Source organism: Kitasatospora sp. NPDC001119 (assembly GCF_053598475.1).
On sequence record NZ_JBSFKI010000018.1, the window covers coordinates 32,177 to 53,640 of the forward strand.

Genomic DNA, 21,464 nt, shown 5'->3' on the forward strand with positions numbered 1-21,464 from the left:
GCCATGTGCGGAATCGCCGGGTTCCTCGCGGACCCACCACTGACCGGAGCACCCGACGAGGTCATCACCTCGATGCTCTCCACCATCCGCCACCGCGGACCGGACCAGGCCGGCTACTACCTGGACGACGGGCTCGCGATGGGCACCGTACGGCTGGCGATCGTCGATCCCGCCGACGGCGCCCAGCCGATGGCGGACCCGACGGAACGCTACTGGATCTGCTTCAACGGCGAGATCTACAACCACGTCGAACTGCGCGCGGAACTGGAGGGCCTGGGCCGCCCGTTCCGCACCGACCACTCCGACACCGAAGTCGCCCTCCAGGCCTGGATCCAGTGGGGCCCGGCCTGCTTCGCCCGCTTCAACGGCCCGTTCGCGCTCGCGATCAGGGACACCGCCACCGGCGGGCTCGTCCTGGCCCGCGACCGCTACGGCAAGCGCCCGCTGTACTACGCCGAGCACGGCGGCGCCCTCCTGTTCGCCTCCGAGGCGAAGGCCTTCGGCGCGTTCCCCGGCTTCCGCTTCGAGCTCTCCCCGCAGGACCTCGCGTCGATCTACGCGGTGTGGACGCCGCTGCCCGACCGCACGCCGTTCGCCGGTGTCCGCCAACTGCCCATGGGCTGCTACCTGGAGGCCGGCGGCGGCCTGCGCTCGCCGCGCGCGTACGAGGAACTCTCCTTCGACGTACCGGGCTTCGACGGCACCGAGCCGGAAGCGGTCGCGTTCGTCCGGGAGAGCCTGCGCACCGCGGTGGAGCTGCGCCTGCGCTCCGACGTGGAGGTCGGCGTCTACCTGAGCGGCGGCCTCGACTCCTCCGTGGTCACCAGCCTCGCCACCCAGCTGTCCCGGCACCAGGTCCGCACCTTCTCGGTGGCCTTCCGGGACAAGAACTTCGACGAGTCCGACAGCCAGCTGCTGGTCGCCGAGCACCTGGGCACCCTGCACTCCGCCCTCCCGGTCACCGGCGCGGACATCGCCGACAACCTCCCGTCGGCGGTGTACCACGCCGAGGTGCCCGCCTTCCGGACCTCCTTCGTCCCGATGTTCCTGCTCTCCCGCCACGTCCGCGACGCGGGCATCAAGACCGTGCTCAGCGGCGAGGGCTCCGACGAGGCCTTCCTCGGCTACTCCCTGTTCCGCGAGACCATGCTGCGCGAACGCTGGCACGGGCTCACCGACGCCGAGCGGCGCGCCGGACTCGCCACCCTGCACCCGGAGCTGGCGCACTTCGGCCCGGCCCACCAGGGCCACCTGCTCGGCCTGTACCAGCAGTTCGCCACCGAGCGGCTGCCCGGCCTGTTCTCCCACGAACTGCGGTACCAGAACGGCAGGTTCGCGGCCCGGCTGCTCGCCTCCCGGGAGGACCCGTTCGCCGACCTGCTCGCTTTGGTCGCCCGGGCACCGGGCTACCAGGCCATGTCCGCGGTGCAGAAGGCCCAGTGGCTGGAGTACAAGACCCTGCTGCCCGGCTTCCTGCTCTCGACCCAGGGCGAGCGCGTCGCTCTGGCGCACAGCGTGGAGAACCGCTGCCCGTTCCTCGACCCGGCGGTGGTCCGGGCCGCCTCCGCGGTCAACCTCCGCTTCGACGACGGGTGGAACGAGAAGGCCGTCCTGAAGAAGGCGTTCCGCGCCGAGCTGCCGCAGTGGACCACGGACCGCCCCAAGCAGCCCTACCGCGCCCCGGGCAGTGAGGTGTTCAAGGAGCACCGCCCGGACTACCTCGAACTCCTCCTGTCCGACGCCGAGTTGGGCAATCTCGACTTCCTGGACCAGCGGTTCGCCCGCCGCCTGACGGACCGCGTCATGGCCTCGCCCGCCGAGGACGTGAGCACCAAGGAGGACCAGGCCTTCGTCTACCTGCTCACCACCGCCGTGCTCCACCGGCAGTTCGTGCTCGACGGCGCCGGCCGGAACGGCGGATCGGCCGCCCCGGCGCTCGACCTGAAAGTGACCGTGGACCGGCGCCACGCCGTCCGGACCGGAAAGGAGGCCCGGTGACCACCGACGGCATCGCCATCATCGGACTCGCCCTGCGCTTCCCCGGGGCCGACACCCTCGCCACGCTCTTCGACCACCTCGCCGCCGGACGCTCCCTGATCACCGAGGTCCCGGCCGAACGGTGGTCCAAGGAACGCTACTTCGGGGACCCGCGCCACGGCGGCGAACGGACCAACAGCATCTGGGCCGGGTTCATCGAGGACGCGGACCGCTTCGACGCCGCCTTCTTCGCCATCTCCCCGCGCGAGGCCGAGACGATGGACCCGCAGCAGCGGTTCGCCCTCGAACTCGCCTGGAAGGCCGTCGAGGACGCGGGCTACCGCGCGAGCGAGCTCGCGGGCAGCCGCACCGGGGTCTTCATGGGCGTCTGCCACGCCGACTACGCCGAACTCATCGAGCGCGACGACGTGGCGACCGACGCCTACTTCCCGACCGGAACGGCGTACTCGATCGTCGCCAACCGGCTCTCCTACCACTTCGACCTCCACGGCCCGAGCATCACCAACGACACCGCCTGCTCCAGCTCCCTGGTGTCCGTCTACGAGGCCGTGACCGCGCTCAACAACGGGGACTGCGACCTGGCGCTGGCCGGCGGCGTCAACCTGTGCTGGTCCCCGAAGCACTTCGTGGCCTTCAGCAAGGCCGGCATGCTCTCGCCCACCGGCCGGGCGCAGGCCTTCGACGAGGGCGCCGACGGGTTCGTCCGGGGCGAGGGCGGGGCGGTCCTGCTGCTCAAGCCGCTCGCCCGGGCGATCGCGGACGGCGACCCGGTCCACGGGGTGATCAAGGGCGTCGGCACCAACCACGGCGGCCGGACCAACTCGCTGACCGTGACCAGCCCGACCGCCCAGGCCGCGCTGATCGAGGACGTCTACACCCGAGCGGGCGTCGCGCCCGGCACCGTCGGCTACATCGAGGCGCACGGGCCGGGCACCCCGGTCGGGGACCCGATCGAGATCGTCGGCCTCAAGCGCGCCTTCCGCAACCTGCACGAGGCCGCCGGGACCGAACCCGACCCGGACACCACCGGCATCGGCTCGGTCAAGACCAACATCGGGCACCTGGAATCCGCCGCCGGGGTGGCGGGCATGGTGAAGGTCGTCGCCGCCATGACGGCCGGGGTGCTGCCCGCGACCGTCAACTTCCGGAGCCTGAACCCGCTGATCAACCTGGCCGGCAGCCCCTTCTACATCGTCGACGGGACCCGGCCCTGGCCGGCCGTGGACGGCGCGCCCCGCCGGGCCGGCGTCAGCTCCTTCGGCTTCGGCGGGACCAACGCCCACGTGCTGATGGAGGAACCGCACCGCCGCACCCCCTCGGCCGGCGCGCCGGGCCCGTACGTCGTCCCGCTGTCGGCGCGCAGCCCCGAGCGGCTGCGGGTGCTCGCCGGGCTGCTGCGGGAGCACCTGCTCGCGCCGGAGTCCGCGCTGCTGCCGCAGCAGTCGCCGGCCGACATCGCCCACACCCTGCGGGTGGGCCGCGAACCGCTGGCCGTCCGGGCCGCGCTCGTCGTCGCCGACCGGGACCAGCTCGTCGCCGCGCTGGGGACGCTGGTGTCCGGTGAGCTCCCGGCGGGCGAGGCCGCCAACCCCGCCGGCGCCGGCCCCGAGCTGATGACGGCGGTCGCCGACTGGCTGGCGGGCGGCGACGCGAGCTGGCCGCACCACCCCGGCGCCCAGCGGGTGCGGCTGCCCACCTACCCGTTCGCGCGGGACCGGCACTGGTACCGCGTACCGGAGCCCGTCGCCCCCGCCGCCACCGGGCAGCTGCACCCCCTCGTCCACCGCAACACCTCCGACCTGGCGCAGCAGCGCTACACCTCGACGTTCACCGGCGCCGAACCCTTCCTCGACGACCACCGGGTCGGCGGCCGGCGGGTGCTGCCCGCCGCCGCCTACGTCGAGATGGCCCGGGCCGCCGTGGCGCTCTCGGCCACCGGGACGGGGACCGTCCGGCTGCACGACCTGGCCTGGGTGCGGCCGATCACCGTCGACGAGGAACCCGTCGACGTCCACGTCGAACTGACGCCCGGGGACCACGGCATCGCCGTCGCGTTCGTACGCGACGGCACGGAGCACGGCACCGGCCGCGCCGAGCTCGTCCCGCCCGCGCCGCCGGCCCCGCTCGACCTGGCCGCGCTGCGCGCCTCCTGCCCGGACCCGGCCGAGCCCGACGCCGTCCACCGGCGGCTGCGCGCCCAGGGCCTGGAGTACGGCCCGGCCATGCGCGCGCTGCGGGAGCTGCGCACCGGCCCGGACGGGGCGCTCGCCCGCATCCGGCCGACCGAGCCCGAGGACGGCGGACACCTGCTGCCGCCGAGCCTGCTGGACGCGGCCTTCCAGGTCTCCGTCACGCTGATGCCGGACACCGCCGGGCCGACCCTGCCGCTGGCCCTGGACGAGGTCCTGGTCCACGGGCCGTGCCCGGCCGAGAGCTGGGCCTGGATCCGGCGCACCGGCGGTTCCGGGGGCTCCGGCGCGGTGGCCACCTTCGACATCGACCTGTGCGACCACGAGGGCACCGTGCACGCCACGGTCCGGGGGCTCGCCCAGCGCGCCACCGGCACCGGCACCGGCCCGCGCGTCGTCACCGCCACCACCCGGTGGACGGACCGGCCGGCCGTCCCCGGCGGCCCGGCCCGCACCCCGCACACCCCGGAACTGCCGGGCATCGCCCCCTCGGCCCCGGCCGACGGCGTCGAGGCCGTGACGGACACGGTGTTCGCCGCCGTCCGGGAGCTGCTGCTCACCCGGCCCACCACCGAGCACCGGTTCGTGGTGCTGGTCGACGGGCGGGTCCCGGCGCACTTCCACCGGCCGCTGGCGGGCCTGTTCCGCACGGTGGCCCTGGAGAACCCGCTGGTCACCGGCCGGGTGGTGCGCGTCGACGGCCTGGAGGGCGCGGACCCGGCGACGATCGAGCGGATCGTCGCCGAGGAGTGCGCGGACGAGGGCGCCGACAGTGAGGTCCGCCGCCGGGCCGACGGGGTCCGGCAGGTGCTGGAGCCCGTCGACGCCCCGCTCGCGGCCGGCCCGGCCGTCCCGGAGCTGCGGACCGGCGGGGTGTACTGGATCACCGGCGGCCTGGGCGGCCTCGGTCCGCACCTGGCCCGCTACTTCGGCCGCGCCGGGGCCACGGTGGTGCTCAGCGGACGGTCCGCCACCGGCTCGCTCGCCGAGCTGCGCGCCGACGGCGTCGACGCCCACCACCTCCTGGTGGACGTGGCCGACGCCGAGGAGGTCCGGGCCGCGGTCGAGACGATCCTGCGCGACCACGGCTCGCTCGACGGCGTCGTCCACGCGGCCGGCGTCCTGCGCGACCAGTACCTGGTGCGCAAGGACCTGGCCGACGTCCGCACCGTGGGCGCGCCGAAGATCCGCGGCGCGCTCAACCTCGACGCCGCCACCCGCCACCTCGACCTGGACCACTTCGTGCTCTTCTCGTCGGTCGCCGGGGTGTACGGCAACCCCGGCCAGTCCGACTACGCCGCGGCCAACGCCTTCCTGGACGCGTTCGCCGCGCACCGGCAGTCCCTGGTCGACGCCGGCGAGCGCACCGGCCGTACCGTCGCGGTCAGTTGGCCGCTGTGGGCCGACGGCGGCATGACGATGGACGCGGCCGGCCGGGAGGCGATGCGCCGCGAGCGGGGCTGGGAGCCGCTGCCCACCGAGGACGGGCTGCGCGCGCTCGGCGGGGCGCTGCGCGCCGACGCCCCGGCCCACGTCGTGGTCGGCTACGGCGCGGGCGCCACGCTCGCGGCCCGGCCCGCCGCACCGGCCCGAACCGCCGTACCGGGCACACCGGTTCGGACCGCCGTACCCGCCGGAGCGGTACCCGGCGGCGACGGCGGGGACCTGACCGAGCGGACCGAGGAACTGCTGCGGCGGATCGTCGCCGAGGTCCTCCGGCACCGGCCGGAGGACCTCGACCCGGCCACCGACCTCGTCGCGTACGGCATCGACTCGCTGAGCATCATGGGCGTGACCGCCGAGCTGGAGAAGCTGTTCGGGCCGCTGTCCAAGACCATCTTCTTCGAGTACCTCAACATCGCCGACGTCGCCGCCCACTTCGTGGAGTCCCGGCGGGAGCAGTTGGAGGCCGTCCTCGGCGGGGCGGCACCGCGGGCCGAACCCGAGCCGGAGCCCGTCGAGGTACCCGTCCGGACCCCTGCCGCCGTCAGCGCCGTCGCTGTCGCCGAGGCCCACGAGGTCCGCGCGGAGCCGTCCGGCCCGCACCGGGACCGCGACGACCGGCACGACATCGCGATCATCGGGGTCTCCGGGCGCTACCCCGGCGCCGACACCCTCGACGAGCTGTGGGAGCTGCTGGAGAACGGCCGGCACAGCTTCACCGAGGTCCCCGCCGACCGCTGGGACCACCGCGTCGTCCACGACAGCGACCGGGCCGTGCCCGGCAAGAGCGTGATCCGGACCGGGACCTTCCTGCGCGACATCGACGCCTTCGACCCCCGGTACTTCCGGATCTCCAAGCGCGAGGCCGAGCAGATGTCCCCGGAGGTGCGGCTGTTCCTCCAGGCCGGCGTGCAGGCGCTGGAGGACTCGGGCTACTCCCGGGAGACCATCCGGCGCCGCTACCAGGGCGACGTCGGCGTGCTCGTCGGGACGATGAGCAACCACTACAACCTGTACGGCTTCCAGAACAGCCTCACCCGCGGCGCCCCGCAGAGCGGCAGCTACACCGGGACGATCCCGAACATGCTGTCCTACTTCTACGGCCTGACCGGGCCGTCGATCTTCGTGGACACCATGTGCTCGGCCTCCTCGACCTGCGTCCACCAGGCCGTGCAGATGCTGCGGGCCGGCGAGTGCCGGATGGTGGTCGCGGGCGGCATCAACCTGCTGCTGCACCCGTACAACCTGATCACCTCCTCGCAGGAGCACTTCACCACCGGCACCTCCGACGTGATCCGCAGCTTCGGCGTCGGCGTGGACGGCACCATCCTCGGCGAGGGCGTCGGCGCGGTGGTGCTCAAGCCGCTGGTCGACGCGGAGCGCGACGGCGACCACGTGTACGCCGTGATCAAGGGCACCGCCCTGTCCAACGCCGGTGTGCGCAACGGCTTCACCGTGCCGAGCCCCGGCATGCAGGCCCGCGCGATCGAGAAGGCCGTCGAGGACGCCGGGATCGACCCGAGGACGATCGGCTACGTCGAGGGCCACGGTTCGGGCACCGCCCTGGGCGACCCGATCGAGGTCCGCGCCCTCACCTCGGCGTTCCGGAAGTACACCGAGGACCGGCAGTTCTGCGCCCTCGGCTCGGTCAAGGCCACCATGGGCCACCTGCTCGCCGCCGCCGGGATGGTGGGCCTGGCGAAGGTGCTGCTCCAGCTGCGGCACGGCAAGCTGGTGCCGTCGCTGCACAGCACGGAGCTCAACCCGGACATCGACTTCGCGGACACCCCGTTCCGGGTCCAGCAGACCCTCGCCGACTGGCAGCCGGTCGTCACCACGGTCGACGGCCGGGAGGTCGTCCACCCGCGCCGGGCCGGCCTCACCTCGATCGGCGCCGGCGGCATGAACTCCCACATCATCCTGGAGGAGTACCCGCCGCGGCCGGAGCGCCAGGAGCCCTTCGGCGAGCAGCTGTTCGTGTTCTCCGCCATGAACGAGGACGCCCTCGGACGCCACCTGGCCGTCTTCCGCGACCACCTTGCCGGGGCCCGCGAGGCCGACCTCCCCGACATCGCCTTCACCCTGCGGGTCGGCAGGAACGAACTGCCGCACCGCTGGGCCTTCGTGGCGGCCGACAAGGCGGCCGCCCTGGCCGCCCTGGACGGCTGGGCGGCGGGCCGCCGGGACCTGCCGGAGCACGAGATCGCCCGGACCTGGCTCGCGGGCCGCAGCGTCGACTGGGACCGGCTGCCCGCGGCCCGGCGGGTCCCGCTGCCCCCGTACCCCTTCGACCGGGTGCGCTGCTGGGTCGAGGTGGACCAGGACGCGCCGACCGTGCTCGCCCCGCTGGCCCACCGCGAGCGGCTGCACCCCTTCCTGGGACGCAACGAGTCCGACGTCCACGGCCTGCGCTACACCGCGGACCTGCGGCTCGACGACCTCCAGGACTACACCTACCGCCAGGACGGGCTCCCCGTCGTGGTGTCCACCTTCACCGTGGACCTCGCGCTCGCCACCGCCAAGGTCAGCGGGTACGCGGCCGAGCCGGCCGTCCAGGACCTGCGGGTGCTGCGGCCGGTCGACTGGTCGGCCACCGACCGCCTCGTCACGGAGTTCGCCGACGGCCACGGCCTGGTGCGGGCCGGGGACGGGCCGCCGGCCGTCGAGTTCACCGTCCGGGCGGCCGACGCGCCCACCGGCCGGATCGACCTCACCGGCCTGCGGCAGGTGCTGGACCGGGCGGGCCTCCTGGCCGAACTGGCCGAGGGCGGCGTCGTCCCCCGGGCCGCCTCCTGCGCCGTCGACGCGGTGTCCGCCGCCCCGGACGGCAGCACCGTCCTGCACCTGTCCCGCCCCGGCGTCCAGCAGGACCACGCCCGGCGGAACGTGACCGTCGAACCGTCCGTCCTCGCGGCGATCGCCCTGGGCGTGCAGTGGACGGCCCGCCGGGCCGGGCACCCGGACTGGCAGCGGGTCGCGCCGCACCGGATCGACCGGGTCACCGTCCGGTCCGGCGGGCCGGTCGCCCACGTCCTCCTCGGCGCCGACCGGATCCTCCTGGCCGACGCTTCGGGCGAGGTGCTCGGCGCGCTGGAGGGCGTGCTGTGCGGCACCGGGGGGACGCCACCGGCGGCCCGCCGGGCCCCCCGGCCCGCCGTACTCCGCCCCGAGCCGGGTACTCCCGCGCCGGCGGAGGGCACGTCCGGACCTTCGGGTGCGGACGGGGTCGTGGAGGTGCTGCGCGAGATCGCGGCGGGGCTGCTGAAGTTCGAGCCGGAGGAGCTCGACCCCCGGACCGGCATGGACGAGTTCGGCTTCGACTCGATCTCGCTGGTGTACTTCGCCAAGCAGATCGAGGAGCGCTTCGGCGCCAAGGTCAGCCCGGCCGTGTTCTTCGACCTCAGTACCCTGGAGGCGCTGGGCGCCCACCTGGTCGCGGAGCACGGGGCCTCGGCCGCGCCGCGCCGCCCGGCGGCCCGCCCCGCGACCGTCCCGGCAGCCGTCCCCGCGACCGCCGCCGTGACGGCCCCCGTAACAGCCCCCGCCACCGGGCGCCGGCCCCTCCCGGACCGGCCCGGACGGGCCCCGGACACGCCGATCGCCGTGATCGGCGCGGCCGGACGCTTCCCCGGCGCCCGCGACCTCGGCGAGTTCTGGGCGAACCTGCTGGCCGGGCGGGACTCCGTCACCGCCTTCCCGCTGGACCGCTACGACGAGGAGCAGCGCCGGGCCATCACCGCCCTGGACTTCCCCCGGCGGATGGGCGCCCTCGACGAGGTCGACGCCTTCGACGCGGCGTTCTTCCGGATCCTGCCGCGCGAGGCCGAACTGATGGACCCGCAGCACCGGCTGGTGCTGGAGACGGTGTGGCAGGCACTGGAGGACAGCGCCCACCGGCCGAGCGAACTCCCCTCCAACACCGGGGTGTTCATCGGCGTCACCAACAACGACTACGCGACCCTGCTCAGCACCCGCGGGGTGCGGCCGGACGCCTTCACCGCGACCGGCACCAACCACTCGATCCTGGCCAACCGCATCTCCTACCTGCTCGACGTGCGCGGCCCGAGCGAGCCCATCGACACCGCCTGCTCCAGCTCGCTGGTGGCGGTGCACCGCGCCATGGAGGCCATCCGGTCCGGCGCCTGCGACCTGGCGATCGCGGGCGGGGTGAACGTCCTGCTCGACGCCGGCACCTTCGTCAGCGCCCACCGCGCGGGGATGCTCAGCCCGGACGGCCTGTGCCGCACGTTCGACGCCGACGCGAACGGCTACGTGCGCGGCGAGGGCGTCGGGGCCGTCGTCCTCAAGCCGCTGGCGGCGGCCGAGCGGGACGGCGACGCGATCCTCGGCGTGCTCCGGGGCAGCGCCTACAACCACGGCGGACGGGCCAACTCGCTCACCGCGCCGAACGCCGACGCCCAGGCCGAGCTGGTCACCGCGGCCGTCGGCGACCTCGACCCGGACACCATCGGCTACATCGAGACCCACGGCACCGGCACGGCCCTCGGCGACCCGGTCGAGGTCCGCGCGCTGCGCACCGCCTTCCGCCGGCTCGGCCGGAGCGACGACGGCGCCTGCGGCCTGGGCTCGGTCAAGACCAACATCGGGCACCTGGAGTCCGCCGCCGGCATCGCCGGGCTGCTGAAGGTGCTGCTCTCGCTCCGGCACGGGGTGCTGCCCGCGAACCGGCACCTGCGGCGGGTCAACCCGTTCGTCGAACTCGACGACGGGCCCTTCCACCTGGTCCGGGAGAACGAGCCCTGGCCGCGTCCGCGCGACCGCGACGGCCGGGACGGGCCGAGGCGCGCCGGGGTCAGCAGCTTCGGCTTCGGCGGCGTCAACGCCCATGTCGTGGTCGAGGAGTACGTCCCGGTCCGGGCCGGCCGGGAGGAGCCCGCCGGGGACGTCCTGGTGCCGCTCTCGGCGCGCACCCCGGGGCAGTTGACCGACCGGGCCCGGGACCTGCTGGCCTTCCTGGAGCGGTCGGAGGGGGTGTCCCTGCGCTCGGTCGCCTGGACCCTCCTGGCCGGCCGGGAGGAGATGGCCGAGCGGATCGCCTGGACGGTGTCCAGCGTGGCTCAACTCGCCGACCGGCTGCGGGTGTTCGTCGCCACCGGCGACCGGGGCGAGGCCGCCGGTCCGGCGGCGCGCTGGATCGCGGGCGAGGCCCTCGACCGGTCGGCCTGGACCGGCGGGCCGACGCCCGGACGGGTGCACCTGCCCGGGTACCCCTTCGCCCGGGACCGCTTCTGGCACCCGGAGGCCGAGCCCGCCCCGGCGCCCGCCCAGGCGCCCGTCGCGGCACCGGACACCGAAGCGGCCGCCGCCCCGGAGGCCGTCACGGTCCTGTCCGTCCCGGCCTGGGCTCCGGCCCCCGCCGCGCCGGGCCGCCGCCACGACCGCCGCGCGGTCGTGCTGTGCGGGGTCGACGGCGACCTCCCCGGGGCGATCCGGCTGGAGACCGCCAAACAGCGGCCGGAGAGCCGGTTCCGCGACCTGTCCTGGAAGCTGCTGGAGACCGTCCGGGGCCTGGCGGCCGAGGAGGGCACGGTGCTGGTCCAGGTGGTCACGGACACCGCGGCCCTGGCCGGCCTGCTGCGCTCGGTGGCCAAGGAGGACCCCGGGGTCCTCGGCCAGGTGATCGTCCTGGACGGCGCCGCGGACGTCGACCCGGCCAGCGCGGTCGCGGAGAACGCCGACGGCGCGGACGACCTCGTCCGCTACCGCCACGGCGTCCGGCAGACCCTCGGCTGGACCCCCGTCACTCCCCCGGCCACCGGCTCCGCCCCGCCGTGGCGGGACGGCGGCGTCTACCTCGTCACCGGCGGCGCCGGCGGCATCGGCGCCGCGACGGCCCGTCGGATCGCCGCCGACGTCCGCCGGCCCACCCTCGTCCTCGCGGGCCGGTCGCCGGCCGACGAGCGGGTGGAGGCGCTGCTGGCCGACCTGCGGCAGGCCGGCGCGGTCGCGCGCTACGTGCGGGCCGACCTCTCGCGCTGGGAGGAGGTCCGCCACCTCGTCGCCGAGGCGGGCGAGGTCACCGGGGTGGTGCACGCCGCCGGAGTGGTCCGCGACGCCCTGCTCGCCGAGAAGACCGCGGCGCAGTGGGAGGAGGTGCTCGGCGCCAAGGCGGACGGCCTCGTCCACCTCGACCGGGCCACCGCGCACTGCCCGCTGGAGTTCGTCCTGGCCTACTCCTCCGGCGCCGCCGTCACCGGCAACCCCGGGCAGAGCGACTACGCGGCCGCCAACGCCTTCCTCGACGAGTTCGCCGCCTCCCGCAACGCGGCCGTCGCCCGGGGGGAACGGCGGGGCCGGACGCTCTCGGTGGCCTGGCCGCTGTGGCAGGACGGCGGCATGACCGTCGACGACCGCACCCTGGCCTACCTGTGGGAGGACCGGGGGCTGGTCCCGATGCCGACGCCGACGGGCCTCGCCGCCCTGGTCGACGCCTGGCACACCGGGGCGGACCGGGTGTGGGTGCACCACGGCTCGCCGGCCCCGGCCGCTGCTCCTGCCGCTGCCGCTCCGCCCGCGCCCGCACCGTCCGGGGGCCGCACCGCGGACCGCGCCGTGCTGGACCACCTGCGGGAGGTCTTCGCGGAGGTCAGCAAGCTGCCCCCGCAGGCGGTGGACCCGGACCGGCCGTTCGTCGACATCGGTCTCGACTCGGTGATGGTGATCCAGCTCAACCGTGCGCTGGCCCCGTTCTACCCCGAGGCCTCCTCGACCCTGTTCTACGAGCAGCCGACCCTGCGGGCGGTGGCCGCCCGACTCGGCGGCGCACGCCGCCCGGAGCCCGTACCGCAGCCCGTACCGGAGCGGCCGACCGGGCCCGCCCCGGCGGCCCCCTCGGGACGGACCGTCCCCGCCGGGGAACCCGCCGTCGGACGTACCGCCGGGCGCGCCGCCGGCCCCGACGCGCCGATCGCCGTCATCGGGCTGAGCGGCCGCTACCCGGGCGCCGCCGACCTGGGCGAGTTCTGGGAGAACCTCAGGGCCGGCCGCGACAGCGTCCGCGAGATCGACCGGTGGCCGCTGGACGGCTTCTTCGAACCCGACCGCACCACCGCCGCGACCACCGGGCGCAGCTACAGCAAGTGGGGCGGGTTCCTGGACGGCTTCGCCGACTTCGACCCGAGGTTCTTCGGCATCGCCCCGCGCGACGCCTACGCGATGGACCCGCAGGAGCGGCTGTTCGTCCAGGCCGCCTGGGAGGTGCTGGAGGACGCCGGGTACACCCGCGCCCGCCTCGCCGAGCAGCACGACCACCGGGTCGGGGTGTTCGCCGGCGTCACCAAGGTCGGGCACGCCCGGCACCCTGCGGGCCGGCTGCCCTCGGGTGAACTCGTCGTCCCCGGGCTGTCGTTCGCCTCGCTGAGCGCCCGGGTCTCCTACCTGCTCGACCTGCGCGGGCCGAGCCTGACCGTGGACACCATGTGCTCGGCCTCGCTGACCGCGATCCACGAGGCCTGCGAGCAACTCCGCAGCGGCGCCTGCGAGGTCGCCCTGGCCGGCGGCGCGAACGTCTACACCCACCCGCTGGACTACGTCGAGCTGTGCCGCTCCGGCATGCTCTCACCCGACCGGTACTGCCGCAGCTTCGGCGCCGGCGGCCACGGGTTCGTCCCCGGCGAGGGCGTCGGCTGCGTGCTGCTCAAGCCGCTGTCCCGGGCCCTGGCCGACGGGGACCGGGTGCTGGGCCTGATCCGCGCCACCGGCGTCAACCACGGCGGGCGCAGCACCGGTTACACCGTGCCGAGCCCGACCGCCCAGGCCGCGCTGATCCGTCAGGTGCTCGACCGGGCCGGCGTCTCGGCGCGGCAGGTCGGGTACGTCGAGGCGCACGGCACCGGCACCGAGCTGGGCGACCCGATCGAGGTCGCCGGCCTGGCCGCGGCGTTCCGGCAGGACACCGAGGACCGCCAGTACTGCGCGCTCGGCTCGGTGAAGTCCGGCATCGGGCACCTGGAGGCCGCCGCCGGCGTGGCGGGCCTCACCAAGGTGCTGCTGCAGCTCGGGCACCGGGAACTGGTCCCCACCCTGAACGCCGAACAGCCCAACCCGAACATCGACTTCGGGTCGTCCCCCTTCCGGCTCCAGCGCGAAGCGGCGCCCTGGCACAGCGAGGGCCCGCGGATCGCGGCGGTGTCCTCCTTCGGTGCCGGCGGCTCCAACGCGCACGTGATCGTCGAGGAGTACCCCGTGCAACCCGCAGACGGCACCGAGGACGGCGCCGAACACGTCGTCGTCCTCTCCGCCCGGACCCCCGACCGACTCGCCGCCTCCGTCGACCGGTTGGCCGCGTTCCTCGACCGGGCCCCGGACACCCCGCTGGCCGACCTCGCGTACACCCTCCAGGTGGGACGGGAGGCGATGGCCGAGCGGTACGCGGTCGTGGTCTCCTCCACCGGGGAGCTGCGGGACGCGCTGCGCGAGGGCCGGGGGCTCCGGGGCAGCGCGGGGACGGCGCCCGACGGGCTGCTCGCGGAACTCACCGCGGACGGCGAGCTCCAGGAGCTGCTCGTCCGGCGGTGGAGCGCCGCCGGGGAGCTGTCCAAGGTCGCGGCCCTGTGGGCGTCCGGCGTCGCGATCGACTGGCGCGGCACGCACCGGGAGGCGCGGCGGACCATCGCCCTGCCCACCTATCCGTTCGCCGCGGAACGGTTCTGGATCGGCGACCTGGCCCGGTCCGGGGACGTTCCCCCCGCAGCACCCGTTCCCCCCGCGGCCGCCGAACCGGTCGACCTGGACGACCTGGCCGGTCTTGACGAACCGGCCGAACCCGCCGACCTGGACGGGCTGGTGCCCGCGCTGGTGCGGGAGAAGGTCGCCGCCGCCCTCGCGATGGACACCGGCGAGGTCCTCGACGGGTCGGCGTTCGCCGATCTGGGCCTGGACTCCATCCTCGCCGTCCGGCTGGTCCACGAGCTCAACACCGCGCTCTCGCTGGACCTTTCGACCACCGTGGTCTTCGACCACAGCACGGTCGACCGGCTGGCCGCGCACCTGCTCGCCGAGCACCGGGACGCCATGGTGCCCGCCCGGACCGGCGGCGGGGCCCGGCCCTCGGCCGCGCTCGACGCCACACCGGGCGCCGCGCCTGACGCCGCGCCGAACGCCACGCCGAACGCCGGAGCCGCCGACGGCGGTGCCCCGGTCACCGACCGCCGTCCCGCCACCGACCGCCGTCCCGCCACCGGACAGCCGGTGGCCGCCCCCGGCCCGGTGGACCGCGGCCCGATCGCGGTCGTCGGCATGAGCGGCCGGTTCGCGGGCACCGGCTCGCTGGACGAGCTGTGGACGCGGCTGGAGAACGGGGACGACCTGGTCACCGACGCCACCCGCTTCCGCCTCGACGGCCTGAGCGCGTGCACCCGGGGCGGGTTCCTCGACCGGATCGACGAGTTCGACGCGCTGTTCTTCAACATCTCCGGCACCGAGGCCGCCGCGATGGACCCCCAGCAGCGGCTGCTGCTGGAGGAGTCGTGGAAGGCCCTGGAGGACGCCGGGTACGCCGGCCGGATGGACCGGCGGCCGTGCGGCGTGTACGTCGGCGCCTGGGCCGGGGACTACCTGGAGCTGCTCGACGGGGACGCGCCGGCCCAGGCCCTGTGGGGCAACATGGCCTCGGTGATCCCCAGCCGGGTCAGTTACGCCCTGGACCTCAAGGGCCCGGCGATCGCCGTCGACACCTCCTGCTCCAGTTCGCTGGTGGCGCTCGACCTGGCGTGCAAGGACCTCTGGTCCGGCGAGACCTCGATGGCCCTGGCCGGCGGGGTGTTCGTCCAGTCCACGCCGCGGCTGTACGGGCTCGCGGGCCGCGCGGGGATGCTCTCCCCGAGCGGGCGCTGCCACAGCTTCGACCACCGGGCGGACGGCTTCGTCCCCGGTGAGGGCGTCGGGGTGGTGGTGCTCAAGCGGCTCGCCGACGCGCTGGCCGACGGGGACCACGTCCACGGCGTGATCACCGCCGTCGGGGTCAACCAGGACGGCGCCACCAACGGCATCACCGCCCCGAGTTCGGTCTCCCAGGAGAGCCTGATCAGCGGGCTGTACGAGCGGGCCGGCGTCGACGTGGAGCGGATCGGCCTGGTCGAGGCGCACGGCACCGGCACGCCGCTGGGCGACCCGATCGAGTTCCGGGCCCTGGACCGGGTCTTCCGCGCCCGGACCGACCGCGCCGAGTACTGCGCGCTGGGCTCGGTGAAGACCACGATCGGGCACGCCCAGTTCGCCGCCGGCATCGCGGGCGTGCTGAAGGTCCTGCTGGCGCTCAGGCACCGGCGGATCCCCGCCGCGCTGAACTTCGAGACCGCCAACGAGGCGGTCCCGCTGGCCGGCAGCCCGTTCTACGTCAACACCCGGACCCGTGACTGGGCGGCCCCCGCCGCCGGCCCGCGCTGCGGCGTGGTGAGCTCCTTCGGGGCCAGCGGCACCAACGCCCACGTCGTCATCGAGGAGGCGCCGTCGGCCGAGCGGCCCCCGGCGCCGAGGGCGGACCACCCCGTGGTCCTGTCCGCCCGGACGGAGCAGCAGCTCGCCGAGCAGCGGCGCCGGCTCGCGGCGCACCTGCGCGCCCACCCCTCGGTGGAGCTGCGCGACCTCGCCCACACGCTGTGGTCCGGCCGGAAGCGGTTCGAGCACCGCTTCGAGTGCCTGGCGGGCGACACCGCCGAACTGGTCGCGGTGCTCGACGGCATCGCGCCCGCCCGTCCGGTCGGGGACGCGCCGGCCCCGGCCGGGGGACGCCTCGTCCCGCTGCCGACCTACCCGTTCGCCCCGGACCGGCACGGGCCGGCGGCGGGCCGCGACCGCGACCGCGACCGCGACCGCGTCACGCTGTCCCGTACGGACGGGCTGCTGCGGGACCACGTCGTGCAGGGCCGGCACATCCTGCCCGCCGTCGCCCACCTGGAACTGGCCCGTCGGGCCCTGGGCGGCACCCGCGTCCGGATGACCAACGTGACGTGGGTCCGGCCGCTGGAGGTCGGGCCGGAACCCGTCGAGGTGCTGGTCGACCTGCGCACCGACGCCCGCGGCGGCCGGCGGTTCACGCTGTCGACCGGCGGGACGGTCCGCAGCGAGGGCACGCTGGCCCCCTCCGACGCCCCGCGCCCGGCCCGGGTGGACCTCGCCGCGCTGCGCGCGCGGTGCCCGGAGACGGTGCCCGGCGAACGGATCCACCAGGCCCTGCGGTCGATGGGCATCGAGCACGGCCCGAGCCTGCGGGCCGTCCGGCAGGCGCACGTGGGCCCCGACACGGTGCTCGCCGACCTGGTCCTGCCCGACGCGGCCGAGCCGGGCGCGCTCACCCCGGCCCTGCTGGACTCGGCGATCCAGGCCACCGTCGCGGCGCACCTGACCGAACTGCGGGACACCGCCGTGCCGTTCGCGCTGGAGCGGCTCGAGCTGTTCGCCCCCTGCACCCCGGCCATGACGGCCGTGGTGCGGGGCCTGGCGGCCGGACCGCTCGGCCGGCTCGACATCGATCTGGTGGACGAGGACGGCGAGGTCCGGGTACGGCTGGTCGGCTACAGCTCCCGCCGGACCGGGAGCCGCACCGAACCCCGCCCGGAGGCCCGTACCGGAACGGCCGGCGCGGACCGGCCCGAGCCCGCCGTCGAAGGCGCCATCGAACCGGCCCTCTACGCCCCGGTCTGGGACCCGATCCCCGCGGACGGCCCCCCGGTGCCCTCCGGCGCGGACCGCGTCCTGGTCGTCGGCGGCCCGGCCCCGCTCGACGGCGCGCTCCACTGGCCGCTGCCGGCCTCGGCGAGCGTCGAGGAGGCCACCGCCGCGCTGCACGGACTCGGACCGGTCGACCACCTGGTGTGGGCCGCCCCCGAGGCCGACCTCGCGCCCACCGACGCCGCCGGGTACACCGCCGCGCAGGAGGACGGGGTGGTCGCCGCGTTCCGTCTGGTGAAGGCGCTGGTCGCGGCGGGCTACGACGCCAGGCCGCTCGGGATCACCCTGGTGACGACCCGTGCGCTCGCCACCCACGCGGACGACGAGGTCCAGCCCGCGCACGCCGGGCTGCACGGCCTGTTCGGCTCGCTGGGCCGGGAGTACGGCAACTGGACCGTCCGCCGCGTCGACCTGGACGGCTCCGGCTGGCCCGCGGACCTCACCGCCCTGCCCGCCCAGTCCCCCGACGACGCCTGGGTCCGGCGCACCGGCCAGTGGCTGGCCCGCCGCTGGGCCCCGTGCGAGGCCCCGGAGCGGCCGGTGTACCGGGAGGGCGGCGTGTACGTCGTCATCGGCGGCGCCGGCGGGCTGGGCTCCGCGTGGACCCGGCACGTCGTGCGGAACCACGGCGCCCACGTCACCTGGATCGGCCGCCGGGCGCACGACGCCACCGTGGCGGACCGGATCCGCTCCGCCGGAGGACCGGAGCACGTCCGCTACCTCCAGGCCGACGCCGGCGACCCGGCCGCGCTGCGCCGGGTCCTGGCCGAGGTCAGGCGCCGCCACCCCCGGGTGCACGGCGTCGTCCAGGCGGCGCTGGTGCTGCGGGACAGCACCGTCGCGCGGATGGACGAGGCCGACCTGCGCGCCGCGCTGGCCGCCAAGGTCGACGTGACGACCGCCATGGCCGAGGCCTTCGACGGCGAACCGCTCGACTTCGCGGTCCTGCTGTCCTCCATGCAGTCCTTCACGACCGCCGCCGGCCAGGGCAACTACGCGGCCGGCTGCACCTTCAGCGACGCCTACGCGCACGCCCTCGGGCAGCACTGGGACACCCCGGTCCGGGTCATGAACTGGGGCTGGTGGGGCGGTCTCGGGAGCGTCACCTCCGAGTTCTACCGGGAGCGGATGACCCGGGTCGGGCTGGTGTCCATCGAACCGCCGGAGGGGCTCGCCGCCCTGGCCGCCCTGCTCGGCGGCCCGCAGCGGCAGCTCGCCTACGTCCGCACCGACCGGCGCAACACCCTGCCCAACTTCGACCGCGCCACCCGGGTCTCCGCGCACGGCCCGGCCGTCCTGCCGCGCCCCGGCACGCTGCCGGCCGGCGTCGACGAGACGGACGCCGCCCTGGACGAGGTCGTCCGGTGGCGGCGGGCCGAGCGGGACCCGTGGCTCGCCAAGGTCCTCGCCGCCCAGCTGGCCGACGTCGACCGCGCGGCGGTCCTGCCGCAGTACGCCCAGTGGTGGGAGCACGCCCAGCGGCTCCTGGCGCCGGCGGAGCCCGCGGACCAGGTGCTGGCCCGGTGGGAGCGGCAGTGCGCCCGGTGGTCCGCGGACCCCGACCGGGCGGCGGAGCTGCGCCTGGCCGCGGCCATGCTCGGAGCCCTGCCCGGGATCCTGACCGGCCGCGTCCGGCCCACCGACGTGATGTTCCCGCGCGGCTCCATGGAGCTGGTGGAGGGCTGCTACCGCGACAACCGCGCCGCCGACCTGTTCAACCGCGCCATGGCCGCCACCGCCGCCGGCCTGGTCGCCGACCGGCTGCGCCGCGACCCGGGCGCCCGGCTGCGGATCCTGGAGGTCGGCGCGGGCACCGGCGGCACCAGCGTGGGGATGTTCGCCGCCCTCCAGCCGTACCGGGACAGCATCGAGCGCTACGTCTACACGGACGTCTCCAAGGCCTTCCTGAACCACGCCCGGGCCTCGTACGGGCCGGAGGTCCCGTACCTGGACTGCCGGCTGCTCGACATCGAACGGCCGCTGGCCGGGCAGGAGGTCGCCGAGGGCGCCTTCGACCTGGTCATCGCCGCGAACGTGCTGCACGCGACCAAGGACACCCGCAACACCCTGCGCAACGCCAAGGCCGCGCTGCGGCCCGGCGGTTGGCTGCTGCTGAACGAACTCTCGGCGTTCGACCTGTTCAGCCACGTGACCTTCGGCCTGCTGGAGGGCTGGTGGCTGTTCGACGACCGGTCGCTGCGGATCCCCGGCTCGCCGGCGCTGTCGCCCGGGAACTGGCGGGACGTGCTGGCCGGTGAGGGCTTCCGCACCGTCGTGTTCCCGGTGTCCCGGGCGCTCCCGTTGGGGCAGCAGGTGATCGCGGCGGAGAGCGACGGGGTGGCCCGGCAGCGGGTGCCGGCGGCACCGGCGGCACCGGCGGGAGGCGGACGGGAGACGTCCGCGGCGCCCGACCGACGCTCGGAGGCCCGGCCGCCGGCCCGGGTGGTCGACACCCCGCCGGCCCGACCGCAGGCGCCCGCCGTCGACCCCCGGCCCGCCCGGCCCGTCGACAGCCGGCCCGTCGACGCCCGGCCCGCCCGGCCGGTGGACACCCTGCCCGCCCGGCCGCCGGCCGATCCGGCCGCGCTGGTCCTGGCCAAGGCGGCGACCGTGCTCGGCATCCCGGCCGAGCGGATCGACTCCTCGGCCCCGCTCACCGACTACGGCCTGGACTCGATCCTGGTCCTCCAGCTCACCAACGCCCTGCGCGAGGACTTCGGCGAGGACGTCTCCCCCACCCTGCTGTTCGAGGCCGAGAGCGTCGACGCCCTCTGCGCCCGCCTCGCCGGCGCCCCCGACACCACTGGCGCCCCCGACACCACCGGCAGCACCGGTGAACCCGGCCGGCGCTGGGCGCTGTCCCGCGGCCAACTGACCATGTACCGGGACCAGGTGCGCTGCCCGGACTCCGTCGCCTACCACCTCCCGCTCCTGTTCGAGGTCCACGGCGACCCGGACGAGGCGGCGCTGGAACGCGCGGTCCGGGAGCAGGCCCGGATCCACCCGCTGCTGGGCGCGGTGGTCGCCGAGCGGGACGGCGTCCCGTACCTGGACGTCGATCCGGCCCGGGGCCCGTCCTTCGAACGGGTCGACCTCACACCCACCACGCGGGACGGCCGGCTGGCCGCGCTGCGCGACCTGGTCGGCGCCCCCTTCGACCTGGCCGCCGGTCCGCTGGTCCGGGCGCACCTGGCCGCCCTGCCCGACGGCCGCCGGCTGCTGCTGGTCACCGCGCACCACATCCTGCTGGACGGGACCTCGACGGCCCTGCTGGTCCGCACCCTCAAGGACGCCTACCGGGGCCGGGGACGGCTGCGGAGCGCCGAGTTCGGCGACTACACCGCCTGGGAGGAGGAGCTGCTGGCCGGCCCGCGCGGGCAGCGGCACCGGGACCACTGGCTGGCCGAACTGGCCGGCGCGGACGGGCGGTTGGACCTGCCGTACGACCGCCCGCCGGTCCCGGGGCGGCTGCCGCGCGCGGACGTGGTCGTGACCCGGCTGCCGCGGGAGCTGGCCGACGCGGTCGCCGCGACGGCCAGGAGCCACCGGGTCAGCGCCTCGACCGTGCTGCTCGCCGGCTACACCCGCTTCCTCCACCGGGTGACCGGCCAGGACGACCTGATCGCGGGGGTCACCACGGCCGCCCGCTACGAGGAGCGGTTCCAGGACGTCGTCGGCCAGTTCGCGAACTGCCTGCCGATCCGGTCCACCGCCACGGAGGACGTCGCCGGGCTGCTCCGCTCCCTCCACCGCCGGGTGCTGGCCGGGATCGAGCACGGCGCCTACCCGCTGGCCGAGATCGTCCGGGCCCGGGGCGACGGGGACGGACCGCTGGTGCGGACCAACTTCCTGTTCCAGAACTTCGACGGCGCGGAGCTGCTGACCAACGGGGCGCCCACCGCTCCCGGCGACCTGGACCTCCGGGCCTTCGACGACCTGCCCTACCCGGGGGAGTATCCCCTCGCCCTGGAGGTCTATCGGGACGAGGACGGCTACAAGGCCTTCCTGAAGTACGACACCCGGCTGTTCGAGGCGGCCACCGCCCGGTGGCTGGCGGACGACTGGGTGGCGGCCCTCCGGGAGGTCGTGGCCGGCCGGTAGCGGGGCCGGTGTCCCCGCCGCCGGGCGGGGACACCGGAGGGC

General features: G+C 75.6%; 2 protein-coding genes. Both read left to right on the forward strand.

The window, feature by feature from the left end; all coding sequences use genetic code 11:
- Positions 1-3: 3 nt before the first annotated feature.
- Entirely contained in the window at positions 4-1,998 is a 1,995-nt protein-coding gene (asnB, locus tag ACWDD9_RS22620) for an asparagine synthase (glutamine-hydrolyzing) (RefSeq protein ID WP_449812499.1), read from the forward strand.
- A complete protein-coding gene (locus ACWDD9_RS22625) occupies positions 1,995-21,422 on the forward strand; it encodes an SDR family NAD(P)-dependent oxidoreductase (protein WP_449812500.1) in 19,428 nt (6,475 codons plus the stop codon). The genes asnB and ACWDD9_RS22625 overlap by 4 nt, the downstream gene beginning before the upstream one ends.
- Positions 21,423-21,464 lie beyond the last annotated feature (42 nt).